Origin of the sequence: Parafrankia sp. Ea1.12 (assembly GCF_900465275.1) — a bacterium.
Classification (GTDB): domain Bacteria; phylum Actinomycetota; class Actinomycetes; order Frankiales; family Frankiaceae; genus Parafrankia; species Parafrankia soli.
The window spans coordinates 21,254-35,479 of record NZ_UBIZ01000306.1; the positions used below are offsets into that span (position 1 = coordinate 21,254).

A 14,226-nucleotide genomic window follows, 5' to 3' on the forward strand; every position below is an offset into this window, starting at 1 on the left:
AGAGGATGAATCATCCCGATGAAGAAGTCAGGTACCCGCCGACACGATTACTGGGTCTACTGATGACCCTGGGCCTGGCGTTCACCGCCTGTTCCAGTTCCAGTTCCAGCGACGACGCCGACGGCGGGGAGACGACGGCCGCGCCCGACCTGACGGTGAACGGGGCGCCGGGGGTCACCCAGGACGAGATCCGCTTCTCGGTTCTCGGCACGAAGACCAACAACCCGACCGGCTCCTGCATGCTCGACTGCTTCTCCCGGGGGATCAAGGCCTGCTTCGCCTTCCGTAACAGCACGGGTGGGGTGCACGGCCGCAGGCTGACCGTCACCACCGAGATCGACGACGCGCTCGGGCAGAACCAGCAGGGCGCGCTGCAGATCATCACCAAGAACGACACGTTCGCCGACTTCGGCGCCGCGCAGCTGCCCACCTGCTGGGGTGACCTGGCCAAGGCCGGCGTCCCGCAGTACGTGTGGGCCATCCAGCCGCAGGCCATGGCCGGCCAGGACTCGATCTTCGGCAACGCCGGAGTGACCTGCCTGGAGTGCACGAACCGGACCTTCACGTACGCGGCGGAGCTCGCCGGCGCTAAGAAGATCGGCGCCCTCGGCTACGGGGTCTCGGAGAGCTCGAAGCGCTGCGCGTCGACCATCACCGACACGATCGAGCTCTACCACGACAAGACCGGCCAGGAGGTCGTGTACAAGAACGACGACCTGGCCTTCGGCCTGCCGAACGGGATCGGCCCCGAGGCTCCGCGATGAAGCGTGCCGGCGCCGACATGATCGGCACCTGCCTCGACCTCAACGGCATGAAGACGCTGACACAGGAGCTCGAGCGCCAGGGCATGGGCGACATCCCGCTTTACCATCCGAACACCTATGACCAGAAGTTCGTCGCCGCGGCGGGCGACCTGTTCGAGGGGGACTACATCGGCGTCGCCTTCCGCCCGTTCGAGGCCGACGCGAGCGGCAGCGCGCTCGCCGACTACTTCAAGTGGATGAACGAGACCGGCGCCGAGCCCACCGAGGCCGCGATGAACGACTGGATCGACGCCGACCTCGCCTACCAGGGAATTCTCGCCGCCGGACCCTCCTTTGACCGCGCCAAGGTCATCGCCGCGACGAACGTCATGACCGAGTACAGCGCGGACGGCCTGATCAATCCCATCGGCTGGAGCCGCCAGCACGAAAGCCCGACGCAGGACGACCCGGCGACCCACGGCTACAAACAGGAGTGCTTCGCCGTGGTCCAGGTGCGGAACGGGAAGTTCAAGGTCGTGGGCGGTACGGAGAAGGATCTCTTCTTCTGCTGGCCGAACAACGACCGGTCGCGGTCCGAGCCCCGGCCCGCCAAGCATCAGCTGAGGCCGACCAGGCCGATCGTCACCTCGACCGGACGGATCAGGAACACAGTGGACGGCGGCACACCCGGCAACCGGGATCCCCGCGCCGCCGCCTCGTGCATCTCGTCCGCCGAGCTCGCGGACGCGAGCGCCATCCGCCGCGCTCCCACTCTCGACCACAAGTGAAGAAGTACTCACCCACTCCGCCCATCGGAGAACTGACGCGAGGTGGCCGGATCCCGCGGGCGCGAGCCTGGCGACGCGGACGCGAGCACGACGGCGCCGCCGCCGATCCTCCGCGCCGCGCTCGCGGGGGCGGGCCGCACCCTCGGGAGACGACGACGCAGCCACACTCGGCGACGGCACCGGCACCGGCACCGGCACCGGCACCGGCACCGCGATCGTGCCCACGGGGCGGCCCGGCGTCGCGGGCGGGCCTCGCGGTGCCGGGCGACCGGGGCCGGTCTCGCCCTGCCCGGAGACAGCCGAGCGCTGACCGTCGGCATGCATCCCGACCCGGACGGATCACGTTCGGCGGTATTCCCATGCCGCCAGTTGACACCCCTGTCACGGTGCCGGCCGGCGACCCGGGACAGAATCATTCAACCAATTGTCGGCCAGCCGGTTCGACGCTGCCGCCGCCCGCTTCACGACCGGCCGAGAACCGCCCTTCACCCGGATTTATGAGAAGCGCCGCCGGGCCGCGGCCGATGTCAAGATCAGTGCGGGATTCGTACTTCCCGAGGACCGGTCCGCACTAGTGGACCGCACCAAACCAGGCCGCATATCTGCCTGATTCCCCCCTGTTCCCGGCCTGGCAGCGACCTGTTCCCGGCGGCCACGCGGACGCCGGCCACGCCGCGCCGGGCGGCGCCCGACCGCGGCCGCCGGGCCGCCGTCCGGGCCCCGCGCGCGGGCGGCACCGGGGGCCGCGGCCGCCCGCGCCGGTCGGCGGGGGCGGGATGGGACCGCGCCGGCCCGGCCGCCCGGGCCTCCAAAACCGCTGTACCGGTGGGTGCCGGCGGCTTGGCACCGCCCAGCGGCCAACGCGGCGGACCGGCGGCGCCGACCGTGCCGATCCGGCACCACGGGACGTCCCGACCATGCGCTCCCGGCCACGACGGGCCGCCCCTGACTGCTCACCAGGACGCCACGGGCCAGGCCTCCTTGCAGCGCGAACGACCCGCACTCCAGTCCCGCCCGACCCGGCCGCATCCGGCCGTGATGGAAATCACGGGATCTTCGTTTCGACACCCCACCCGGCGAGTTCCCCACCCCGTTTCAGTGGCGACGAGCAGTGGCCTGGGTCACCGTTCCCCCGCACCACCCGAACCACGAGAGCTTCCTCACAGCAACATGCACGGGCAGCCGTCAACGCCACCCGGCCAGACACCAAAAGAATGCTTAGAAAAGCATTCTCCAATGGACCGAAAACTTGCACAGAACGGCATTTTCATAACAGCGATATATGGGTTCCCCCCACGGGAACGACGTGTCCGATATGTCGCGACCACCACTGGGCCCACAAGATCAACATCGCCGGGGGGTGCCACCGAGCCCTACTCTGGCCCACGATGGGCTGGTCAGTGACGGTGCGGACGGAGGTGACACCGGGACACCCGAAATGTTGGCAACGGCGTGATCACCGGCTATAACTCTGTCCGAGAGATATCGGCGTATTCGCCGTCGGTGACGTTACGCAGACCGGTTCAGTCGTTGTCCGTGCGACCTTCGAAGGATCAAGGAAGCGAGCTGCATGCTGCTCACTGTTGCGAGACGTGTAGGCCGTAGCCTGCTGGTGGTCTTACTCGTGACCATGGGGGCCGTGGCGCTACTGAGCCTGGCTCCGGGGTCAGCGGCCTCCGTCATCCTGGGGGAGAACGCGACACCGGATGCCATCGCCGCTCTGAACGCCAAGCTGGGACTCGATCGGCCTCTGTGGTCGCAGTACACGCACTGGCTCGGCAACGCCGTCACCGGCGACCTGGGCACCTCCCCGGTGACCAACCAACCCGTCCTGGACGCGATCGTCGAGCGGCTGCCGGTCACCCTGCAGCTCGCCGCGATGGCTCTGGTCTTCGCGCTGCTCGTCGCCGTGCTGCTGGCGGTGGTGTCCGCAAGCTGGCCGGGTACTCCGATCGACCGGGCGATCACCGCGCTGTCCTCGGTGTTCCTCTCCGTACCCGCCTTCATCGCGGGCCCGGTCATGATCTACTTCTTCGCGCTGCAGGCCGGGTGGTTCCCGGTGACGGGCTGGTCGCGCGTCAGCGAGGGCCTCGGAGACAACCTCCGCGGCGCCATCCTGCCCGTCCTCGCGATCTCCCTGACCGAGATCGCGTCCTTCCACCGGCTGCTGCGCACCGACCTGGTCGGCACGCTGCGTGAGGACTTCATCGGGGCGGCCCGCGCCAAGGGCATGAGCCCGTCCTACGTGATGTCCCGCCACGCCCTGCGGCCGTCCTCGTTCTCCCTGGTCACCCTCGTGGGCATCAACCTGGGCCGGCTGATCGGCGGCACGGTGATCGTGGAGTCCCTGTTCTCGCTGCCGGGCCTGGGCCAGCTCGTCGTCTACTCGATCACTGCCCGCGACATCATCACCGTTCAGGGCATCGTCGTGTTCATCGCCGTGGTCTACGTGGTCATCAACATGCTCGTGGATCTCAGTTACGGCTGGCTCGACCCGCGCGTCAGGAAGGCTGCCAACGCATGACCACCCCCGACGTGGTGGACCGCGAGGTCCACTTACCGCCGGCCCCGGCGCTGGACACGCCGATCGTCCCGGCGGTGCGAAAGTCCCGCTCGATCCTGGTGTACCTGGCGTACGTCTGGCTGATCGCGGTGATCGCGCTCGCCGCGCTGGCGGACGTGCTGCCGCTGGCGTCGTACTCCATTCCCATCGGGAAGCCGCGCCAGGGACCGGATTTCAGCTCGTTCGACCTGTGGCTGGGCACCGACCAGCAGGGCCGGTCGATCCTGTCGCGATGCGTGTACGGTGCGCGCGTCTCGCTCCTGGTCGGAACCGTGGCGGGCCTCATCGGGGCCGTCATCGGAACCCTGCTGGGCATGCTCGCCGGCTATCTCGGCAAGGCCGTCGACTGGATCATCCGGCTGATCACCGACGCGATGCTGGCGTTCCCGCCGCTGATCCTGCTCCTGGCGCTGTCGTCCATCCTCACGCCGAGCGTGCGGACGCTGCTGGTGGGCCTGACACTCCTGATCATCCCGACGTTCGTCCGGCTCGCGCTGGCGAACACCCTCGCCTGGTCGTCCCGCGAGTTCGTCACCGCCGCCCGCAACATGGGCGCGGGGCACACGCGGATCCTGGTGAAGGAGATCCTCCCGAACCTGCTGCCACCGCTGGGCGCGTTCCTGCCGGTCGTGATGGCCGCGCTGATCGTGGCCGAAGGGTCGCTGAGCTTCCTGGGGATGGGCATCCCGCCGCCCCAGCCCAGCTGGGGCGGCATGATCTCCGACGGCAAGGAGGCCATCGCCGACTCCCCGCACATGGTGCTGGTGCCGGCGGTCGTCATCTTCTTCACCGTCTTCGCGCTCAACCAGGCAGGCGACCACCTGCGCAGCCGCTTCGACCGGACGATGCGCGACTGACGACCCGCCCGAGCAGGACGCGCGACCGAACGCACCCCACTTGGCGTGCGCGACTGGCTCTTCCCAGCGCGCACCGCCTGGGCCGTGAACAAACGGCGCTGCCCCCACCCGCCGTTTGCACGGCTTCCCGTTCCACACTCTCCGTTTCTAGAGCTGACGAAAGGTCAACGATGTTCCGTAAGTCCCGGTTAGTCGCCACCGCTGTCGTGTGCGGCGCGGCACTCGCCCTGGGGGCCTGTGGTGGTGGAGGCGGTGACGACACCGCTTCGTCGACGAGCGGCGCCGCGGGCCAGCCGGTCGCCGGCGGCGAGGGCCGGATCCTGCTGCTGAGCGACCCGCGCAGCCTGGACCCGGCGACCCTCAGCAACCAGGCCGCGATCACCGCCCCGGTCGGCAACGCGCTGTACGGCACGCTGATGATCACCGACGAGGCCGGCAAGGTCAAGTACACGATGGCCGAGTCGTTCGCCACGACTGACAACGGCAAGACCTTCACGCTGAAGCTGAAGCCCGGCCTGGTGTTCTCGGACGGCACCCCGCTCAACGCGGAGGCCGTCAAGTTCAACTGGGACCGCATCAAGGACCCGACCGTCGGCTCCTCCTACGTCGTGGACGCGCGGATGATCGAGTCGACCGAGGTGGTCGACGACGTCACGCTGAAGGCCACGATGGTCAGCCCCGTGCCGGCGTACGCCCAGGCCGTCCTGAACTCGTCGCTGAACTGGATCGCCTCGCCCGACGCCCTGAAGGCCGGACGGGACTCCTTCGACAAGAACCCGATCGGCGCAGGGCCGTTCACCCTGGCGAGCTGGACCCGCCAGGCGGACATCAAGTTCGTCAAGAACCCCAAGTACTGGGACGCGCCCAAGCCCTACCTGGACCGCCTCACCATGCGCTCGGCGGTCGACGCCACCCAGCGCCTCAACACGGTGATCAGTGGTGGCGCCGACGTCGCGATCGACACGAACACGGTCAACATCGACAAGGCTGAGACGTCCGATCTCAACGCCGTGGTGACCACCCTCAACGGCGGCAACTTCATGGCGTTCAACTCGCGCCGGGCGCCGTTCGACGACATCCGCGCCCGCCGGGCGGTGTCGGCGGCGATCGACCTCGACGCGCTCAACCTCGCCGCCTACAACGGCACCGCCCCCATGCCTGACACGCTGTTCGACAAGACCTCGCCCCTCTTCTCGGACACGCCGCTACACAAGACGGACAAGGCTCTCGCCCAGAAGCTCCTCGACGAGCTCGCCGCCGACGGCAAGCCGGTGAAGTTCACCTTCTCCAGCTTCCCGTCCTCGGAGAACCGGGCGATCGCGGAGAACATCCAGGCCCAGCTGAGCGCCTTCAAGAACATCACGGTCTCCGTCAAGATCGTCGACCTCGGCCAGGTCGCGGCGCTGCGCACGACCTTCGACTTCGACCTGCTCGTCTCGTCGGCGTCCTTCCAGGACCCGGAGCCGCGGCTGTGGCAGGCGTTCAGCCAGGACTCCGTGGCGAACCTGTCCGGCGTCAAGGACAAGGAGCTCTCGGACGCGCTGCTCACGGGTCGGACCGCGACGACGGAGGCGGACCGCAAGGACGCCTACGCGACGGTGCAGAAGCGGCTGGTCGCGCTGAGCCCGGTCGTGTTCTACCAGCGGTCGACGAACGCGGCGATCGGCACCGCCAAGGTCGGCGGGATCGTCCAGTACGGCAGCGGCTCGCTGCTGGTCGAGGAACTCTGGATCAAGAAGTAGCCGTAGGTCCGGAGGATGGATGAGAGGTCCCTGCGCCCATGAGTACTGATCCTGTCCTGCAGGTGCGCAACCTGCGCGCCTACATCGGCACCCCGCGTGGAGTCGTGCGCGCCGTCGACGACGTCTCCCTCGACCTCGACCCCGCCCAGGCCATGGGCGTGGTCGGGGAGTCGGGGTCCGGCAAGTCGGTGATGGCCCGCGCGATCATGGGCCTGATGCCGGCGCGGTCCGGGTGCTCCGGCCAGGTGGTGTTCCAGGGCCGGGACCTGCTCACCCTCCCCCGCAAACAACGCGCCGAGATCTGGGGCAAGCAGATCGCCATGGTGTTCCAGGACCCGGGGCGATCGCTCAACCCGGTGGTCCGGGTGGAACGGCAGCTCACCGAGGGGATGCGCAAGCACCTCGGCGTCGGCCGCTCCGAAGCACGCGGTCGGGCCCTCGACCTCCTCCGGGAGGTCGGGGTGCCCGACCCCGAGCGGCGCCTGCGCAACTACCCGCACGAGCTCTCCGGCGGCATGCGGCAGCGGGTCATGATCGCGACCGCGCTCGCCTGCGAGCCGACACTGCTCATCGCCGACGAGCCGACCACGGCGCTGGACGTGACCGTCCAGCGCCAGATCCTCGACCTGTTACGCCGGGTCCAGCGCAATCACGGAATGTCCATGATTCTGATCAGCCACGACCTGGCGGTCGTCGCCGGCCGCACCGACCGGGTCGCGGTGATGTACGCGGGGCGCCTGGCCGAGGCCGGGGCCACCCGGCAGGTCTTCGAGGCCCCCCGGCACCGCTACACCCACGCGCTGCTCGAGGCGACCCCGACCATCGACCACGAGCGGCACGCACCGATGCGGCTCATCCAGGGCTCGCTGCCCAACCCCATCGACCCGCCCCCGGGATGCCGGTTCGCCGCGCGCTGCGGGCACGTCGACCCCAAGTGTGCCGACCCCGGGCCGCAGATGGTCTCCGTCGGTGCGGATCACGATGTCGCCTGCATCAGCCCGGTGCAGGACGGCGCCGCGGTCGTCCCCGGAGGTGAGCTCGTTGGCCGGTAGCGGAACCGCCCATCTGCGCGGCGAGGATGCGCTGCTCAGCGTGCGCGACCTGGTGGTCGAGTACCCGACCAAGGGCGGGGTGGTCCAGGCCGTCTCCAAGGTCAGCTTCGACGTCCTGCCCGGCGAGACGCTCGGGATCGTCGGTGAGTCCGGCTGTGGGAAGTCCACGACCGGGCGCGCCGTGCTCCGGCTGGACAGGCTGACCTCCGGCCAGATCACGTTCGCCGGCGAGCGCATCGAGGGAGTCGGCGAACGCCGGATGCGCGAGCTCCGCCGCTCCATCCAGATGATCTTCCAGGACCCGGTGGCGTCGCTGAACCCCCGCCGCAGCGTCAAGGACATCGTCGTCGAGGGTCTGGCGGTCGCCCGTGCCCCGGCGTCCGAACGGGCCACCGTGTCGGCGTCCGTCCTCGGACAGGTCGGGCTGGACGGCGACCGCTTCGCCGACATGCTGCCCCGCCAGCTCTCCGGCGGCCAGGCGCAGCGGGTGGCGATCGGCCGCGCGCTCGCGCTGCACCCGCGGCTGCTGATCTGCGACGAGCCGGTCTCCGCCCTGGACGTCTCCGTGCAGGCGCAGATCCTCAACCTGATCGAGGAGCTGAAGGCCGAGTTCGACCTGACCGTCGTGTTCATCGCGCACGACCTCGGGGTCGTACGGGCGGTCAGCGACGACGTCCTGGTCATGTACCTCGGCAAGGTGTGCGAGTTCGGCGACTCCGACCTGGTGTACGACCAGCCCGCCCACCCCTACACCCGGGCGCTGCTGGACTCCGTCCCGCTGACCGACCCGGAGCGCGGCTTCACCGGCCCCGCGTTGGAGGGCGATCTGCCCTCCCCGCTGTCCCCGCCGACGGGATGCCGTTTCCGCACCCGGTGCCCGTTGGCCGAGGAGCGCTGCGCCTCCGAGGAGCCGGAGATCCGCGAGGTCCGCCCGGGCCAGTACGTGGCCTGCCACTTCCCGCTGACCTCACCGCTGGCCGAATCGGCGGCCGCGGCAGCGGCCACGGAGGTGGCCACGCCGGTCACCGCCACCCTGACCGAGACCACGCCCGACGCCACCGAGCCCCCGGCGAGCGAGCTCACAGTCACCACACCCGAGGCCACCAAGCCCCCGGTCACCGAAGAGCCCTCGGTCACCGAGCCCGCAGCCGCCAAGTCGGTGACGGCCGAGCCTGTGGCGGCCGAGCCGGTCGCAGGCAAGCCCGCGGCCAGCGAGCCCGCGGTCGCGGCCGCCAAGCTCACGCCCGGCGAACCGGCGACTGCGACGGCGGCGGAGCCCACGGCTGTCGAGTCCAAGGTCGCCGAGCCCAAGGTCGCCAAGCCCAAGGTCGCCAAGCCCGTGGTGGCCGAGCCCACGCTCGCCACGTCGGTGACCGCCGAGCCCGCGCTCGCCAAGGCCGCCGCGGCACCCGCCACCACGGGCGACGAGGCGGCGGCCGCGGACGACCAGGCCGCGGACGACCAGGCGGCGGGCGACCCGCCGACGGTCGAATCGGCCGTCGGTGAGCAGACCGCGACCGCGACCGAGGCCTCGACGACGCCGACCACCGACGAGTCAGTGGCGGCCGGGACCGCCGCCGTGCCAACCCCGGCCACCGACGACCCGGCCACGGCCGAGACCGCGACGACGCCGAGTGGCACCGCGGCGCCCGCGAGCACCGAGCCTCCCACGGCTACAGCGACCACGGAGCAGGCCACGGACGCTGGTGACCCGCCCACCGTCGAGACGACCGTGAGCGACGACGCGGACGGCAGCGCAGCCGGGGAGACGAAGAAGACCTCTGGGGGCACCACCGCCTGACCTGGAGCCGATCCCAGATTTCCGGGATCGGCTCCGGCAACGCCGCATCAGACCTTGGTCTGCGCCTGGGGCCTCGCTTGCCGGAGGCCCCAGGCGGTGGCACGTACGTCGGGCGAGATGAGCCGTCAGCGAGGACACACCTCGGGCGTCACCCGTTGAGCAGGGGATTGTCCCAGGTGTCGAGGGCGGCGACCTTGTGCAGCGGACGGCGGCGGACCGGTCCGTGCTTGCCCACCGGCCAGCCGACGGACACCAGCGAGGCGATCCGCCATTCGTCCGGGATACCGACGACGGCACGCAGTTTCTCCTCAGCGAAGGTGAACCACGTGCTCGGGACGGTGCCCAGGCCCTCGGCACGCGCGGCGAGCAGGAAGTTCTGCATCGCCGGGTAGATCGAGCCGCCCTCGATGAACTCGGGCACGAAGCCCGTCAGCCGGTAGCAGAACAGCACGTAGACGGGCACGCTCTCGAAGTTGTCGACGAGGTGCAGCATCGTGCGGGTCAGCCGGGCCTCGCGCGAGTCGTCGTCGGGCGCCGGCCGCTCGTCGGCCTGGCCGTAGATGGTGCGGACCCAGTCCCACCCCTCGCGGAACGCCGGGCCGAGTACGGCGCGGACCTCCGGGGAGCGCAGCACGACGAACCGCCAGGACTGGGCGTTGGACCCCGACGGCGCCCAGGTCGCCGCCTCCAGGCAGCGGGCGAGCACCTCGTCGGAGACCGGGTCGGGCCGGAAACGGCGCAGCGAGCGCGCGGTACGCATGGCCTCGCGGAGCTCGATGGCGGGCGCGGCGGATCCCGGTTCCAGATCACTCATTCGGCAGCTACTCCTCTGGTCCGACCCGCGACGGGCATGGCGACATGTCAACCTTCACCACACCCGTGACGCGCGTCAAACCGCCCGGAGCCCACGGCCCGCGGCGGGGAGCCGGCGGCGCTCCCGGCGGAGCGCCGCCGCGTACCGCGAACCTCGATCAGGTCAGATTCTCGTCAGCCCACTCCAGCAGTACGGGGGCGAGTTTCGGCCAGTTGAAGAAAAGACCTTCCTTCGCCGCCTCCGGGGTGTGCCGGTCGTTCCATTCAGTGTCGCTCCACGGCGGCTCCTTGAGCTCCGCCCTGGGCAGCAGCTGCGCAATCTGCTCGGAGGTCTCCCGCCGGTGGTGAATATCACTGACGCCGCTGCGCAGGACAAGCGCCGGGATATCGAGCTTGCGCGCGTCGTCATCGGGAAGGCCGGGCACGAGCTCGCCTTCCCGCGGGCAGTAGACCGACATCCAGCGTTCCATGGTGGCCAGGAACTCCTTGCGGTCCTGGTCGAGAATACGCTGGCGGTTCCCCGGGTTACGGCTGATGGGCTCGCTCCATTCCGGGAGCGCCGCGACCGCTTCCATTCCGTCGTTCCAGGCGGCGGTGAACGAGCCGCTGCCGTAGTGCACACCAATGCTCATCAGACCGTAGATGCCACCGCTGAGCCACCAGATGGCCAGGCCGGAGGTGACGTCCCGATGACGTGCGGCCGTGAGCAGCGACACCCTGGAGCCACCCGAGCCGCCCGCGATGACCGTGGGCCCGAGGTCAAGATGCCTGATCAGCGCGGCGAGCGTGTCCGCCTGCATCTCCGACTCGGACGCCCCGTCGAAGCTGACGTCGGACTCGCCGGTGTTCGGCCGGTCCCAGATCAGAACCCGCCGACCGGTCAGCGCGATCTCCTGGGCCAGCTCGCGCACACCCGGCGTGTCCTTGCTGTAACGCCCACCCGGCGTGATCGCCCAGGGCTGGCCTGTCTCGCCGATCAGCTCGTAGGCGACCGACAACCCGTTAACTGTTGCTCGTGTCATGAGTCACATATTAACATCGACATCCATGTCGATATCTTTGAAAGAGAGCGACCTGTTCATCGTCGATGCGGATTCGCACTGGTCAGAGCCCCCGGATCTGTTCACCAAGCGTGCACCGGCTGCATACCGTGACCGGGTGCCTCGCGTAGAGGATGTCGACGGCACCCCGATGTGGGTCTTCGACGGTAAGCCTGTCGGGCGTTTCAGCGCAGCCGGTGTCATCGGCCGCGACGGCCACAAGGAGAGCGCGGACACCGCGCTGCACCACTGGACGATCGACCAGGTCCACGTCGGCGCCTACGATCCGGCCGTCCGCCTGGGCGTGCTCGACGAGTGCGGCATCGACGCGCAGATCATCTTTCCGAGCACGATCGGCCTCGGCGGCCAGGACCTGGGCGCGGCCAGTGACCCCGCGCTGACCCGGCTCTCGGTCGAGATCTACAACGACGCCATGGCCGAGATCCAGAGCGACTCGGGGAACCGGTTGTTACCCCTGCCGCTCATGCCGGCCTGGGACGTCGACCTGTGCGTCGCCGAGGCCCGCCGGGTCCACGCCCTCGGCGCACGCGGGGTCAACATGACCTCGGACCCGCAGGACCTGGGCGCCCCCGACCTCGCCAACCCGGCCTGGGACCCGTTCTGGGAGGTGTGCACCGAACTGCAACTGCCGGTCCACTTCCACATCGGGGCCAGCGTGACCACGATGACGTTCTACGGTAAGTACCCGTGGCCGTCACACGACAACAACACCAAGCTCGCCATCGGCGGCACACTGCTGTTCATCGGGAACGCACGGGTGGTGACGAATCTGATCCTCTCCGGGATCTTCGACCGGCACCCCGACCTGAAGACGGTGTCGGTGGAGAGCGGTGTCGGCTGGATCCCGTTCATCCTCGAGGCGTTGGACTACGAGATGTCCGAGAACGCTCCCGAGGAGCTCGGCCGGATGCGCAAGCCGCCGTCCGAGTACTTCCGGAGCAACATCTACGCCACGTTCTGGTTCGAGAAGAACCGGAACAAGCTCCCGGCACTGATCGACGCGGTCGGCGAGGACAACATCCTCTTCGAGACGGACTTCCCCCACCCGACCTGCCTCTATCCCGACCCGCTGGGGACCGTCGGGCCGAAGCTGGCCACGTTGTCTCCGCAGGCCCGGGCGAAGATCCTGGGAGAGAACGCCCGCAGGCTGTACCGCCTCTGAACCAGTCAGCCGGGGCAGCCGGGGGTCCTGCCCCGGTCGCCCCGGCGCTTCATGTCCAGACACAATCGGGCATCCGTACAGGATGCGAGTCAGGAGTAGGAACGCGTGAAGACGATCGGGCACTGGATCAACGGCAAGTCCGCCCCCTCGGCCTCCGGCCGCGTCGGCCGCGTCTTCGACCCGGGCCGCGGAGTGCAGACCGGGGAGGTCACCCTCGCCTCCCCCGCGGAGGTCGACGACGTGGTGCGCGTCGCCCGGGACGCCGCCGTGAGCTGGGGCGCGTCCTCGCTCAGCAACCGCTCGACGCTGCTGTTCCGGCTACGCGAGCTGCTCGACGCCAGCCGTGACGAGCTCGCCGCGGCCGTCGCCGCCGAGCACGGCAAGGTGCACTCCGACGCGCTCGGCGAGGTCGCCCGCGGCATCGAGTGCGTCGAGTTCGCCTGCGGCATCCCCCATCTGCTGAAGGGCTCGCACAGCTCGGAGGTCTCCCGGGGCGTCGACGTCCACACCGAGCTGCACCCGGTCGGCGTGGTCGCGGGCATCACCCCGTTCAACTTCCCCGTCATGGTGCCGCTGTGGATGCTGGCCAACGCGGTGGCGACCGGCAACACCTTCATCCTCAAGCCCTCGGAGAAGGACCCGTCGGCCTCGCTGATCCTGGCCGACCTCGTCACCCGGGCCGGTTTCCCGGACGGCGTGTTCAACGTCCTGCAGGGCGACGCCGAGGCGGTGCGCGCCCTGCTCACCCACCCCGGGGTGGACGCCGTGTCGTTCGTCGGCAGCACCCCGGTGGCCCGCTCCATCTACGAGACGGGCACCGCCGCCGGCAAGCGGGTGCAGGCACTCGGCGGCGCGAAGAACCACATGGTTGTGCTGCCGGACGCCGACATCGAGTCGGCCGCGAACGCCGCCATCTCGGCCGGCTACGGGTCCGCCGGCGAGCGCTGCATGGCGATCTCGGTCGTGGTCGCGGTCGGCGCGGTCGCCGACCCGCTGGTCGACGCGATCGCCGCACGCATCCCCGACGTGGTGGTCGGCCCGGCCTCGGACGAGTCGTCCCAGATGGGCCCCCTGATCACCGCCGAGCACCGCGACCGGGTCCGGTCCTACGTCCAGGGCGCGACCGACGAGGGTGCCCGCGTCGTCGTCGACGGCTCCGCCGGCCGTGAGGAGGGGTACTTCGTCGGCTGCTCGCTGCTGGACGGCGTCAGGCCGGGGATGCGCGTCTACGACGACGAGATCTTCGGCCCGGTCCTGAGCGTGGTGCGGGTGGACAGCTACGACGAGGCCATCGAGCTGATCAACAGCAACCAGTACGGCAACGGCGTGGCGCTGTTCACCCAGGACGGCGGCGCTGCCCGCCGCTTCACCCGCCAGGTCGACGTCGGCATGATCGGGATCAACGTGCCGATCCCGGTGCCGGTCGCCTGGCACTCGTTCGGCGGCTGGAAGGCGTCCATCTTCGGCGACGCCCCGATCTACGGCCCGGAGGGGATCCGCTTCTACACCCGGCCGAAGGTCGTCACCTCACGGTGGCCAGAGTCGACCCCCACCGCCGTCGACCTGGTCTTCCCCGCGAACCGCTGACAGCCCCGGGTTCCGGGGGGACGGGGCACACACCAGGCCCGCTCCCCCCGGCGCCCG

11 protein-coding genes are annotated in these 14,226 nt (G+C 69.7%); 9 read left to right on the forward strand and 2 right to left on the reverse strand.

Features of this window, described 5'->3' with window-relative positions; genetic code table 11:
• Nucleotides 1-62: 62 nt before the first annotated feature.
• From FMEAI12_RS39945 to FMEAI12_RS15970, 7 genes are all read left to right on the forward strand, one after another.
• On the forward strand, nt 63-764 hold the full coding sequence (locus FMEAI12_RS39945) for a hypothetical protein (protein ID WP_306769443.1): 702 nt from the start codon (nt 63-65) through the stop codon (nt 762-764).
• A complete protein-coding gene (locus FMEAI12_RS39950; RefSeq protein ID WP_368672079.1) occupies nt 761-1,531 on the forward strand; it encodes an ABC transporter substrate-binding protein in 771 nt (256 codons plus the stop codon). The genes FMEAI12_RS39945 and FMEAI12_RS39950 overlap by 4 nt, the downstream gene beginning before the upstream one ends.
• Nucleotides 1,532-3,101: 1,570 nt before the next feature.
• Nucleotides 3,102-4,055, forward strand: a complete 954-nt coding sequence (locus FMEAI12_RS15950) for an ABC transporter permease (protein ID WP_112106635.1) — start codon at nt 3,102-3,104, stop codon at nt 4,053-4,055.
• The gene (locus FMEAI12_RS15955) at nt 4,052-4,951 is read left to right on the forward strand and encodes an ABC transporter permease (RefSeq protein ID WP_112106636.1); all 900 of its coding nucleotides are present in this window, start codon (nt 4,052-4,054) and stop codon (nt 4,949-4,951) included. The genes FMEAI12_RS15950 and FMEAI12_RS15955 overlap by 4 nt, the downstream gene beginning before the upstream one ends.
• 170 nt (nt 4,952-5,121) lie before the next feature.
• Complete coding sequence (locus tag FMEAI12_RS15960; protein ID WP_112106637.1) at nt 5,122-6,693, forward strand: ABC transporter substrate-binding protein; 1,572 nt, start codon at nt 5,122-5,124, stop codon at nt 6,691-6,693.
• A 38-nt stretch (nt 6,694-6,731) separates the two neighbouring features.
• On the forward strand, nt 6,732-7,745 hold the full coding sequence (locus FMEAI12_RS15965; protein ID WP_112106638.1) for an ABC transporter ATP-binding protein: 1,014 nt from the start codon (nt 6,732-6,734) through the stop codon (nt 7,743-7,745).
• Nucleotides 7,726-9,546, forward strand: a complete 1,821-nt coding sequence (locus FMEAI12_RS15970) for an ABC transporter ATP-binding protein (protein WP_235014048.1) — start codon at nt 7,726-7,728, stop codon at nt 9,544-9,546. Before FMEAI12_RS15965 ends, FMEAI12_RS15970 begins: the two co-directional genes overlap by 20 nt.
• Nucleotides 9,547-9,694: 148 nt before the next feature.
• Here the strand turns inward: FMEAI12_RS15970 and FMEAI12_RS15975 are convergent, their stop codons facing one another.
• Nucleotides 9,695-10,360 carry a nitroreductase family protein gene (locus FMEAI12_RS15975; RefSeq protein ID WP_071063271.1) on the reverse strand — a complete coding sequence of 222 codons (666 nt, stop codon included), beginning with the start codon at nt 10,358-10,360 and terminating at the stop codon, nt 9,695-9,697.
• Between the two features lie 157 nt (nt 10,361-10,517).
• A complete protein-coding gene (locus FMEAI12_RS15980; RefSeq protein WP_112106639.1) occupies nt 10,518-11,381 on the reverse strand; it encodes an alpha/beta fold hydrolase in 864 nt (287 codons plus the stop codon).
• Nucleotides 11,382-11,406: 25 nt separating this feature from the next.
• Between FMEAI12_RS15980 and FMEAI12_RS15985 the strand changes: the two genes are divergently transcribed.
• Nucleotides 11,407-12,582 (forward strand): amidohydrolase family protein, encoded by a 1,176-nt coding sequence (locus tag FMEAI12_RS15985; RefSeq protein ID WP_200835306.1) that lies wholly within the window; start codon nt 11,407-11,409, stop codon nt 12,580-12,582.
• A gap of 105 nt (nt 12,583-12,687) precedes the next feature.
• Nucleotides 12,688-14,169 (forward strand): CoA-acylating methylmalonate-semialdehyde dehydrogenase, encoded by a 1,482-nt coding sequence (locus FMEAI12_RS15990; RefSeq protein WP_112106641.1) that lies wholly within the window; start codon nt 12,688-12,690, stop codon nt 14,167-14,169.
• The last annotated feature ends 57 nt before the right edge of the window (nt 14,170-14,226 follow it).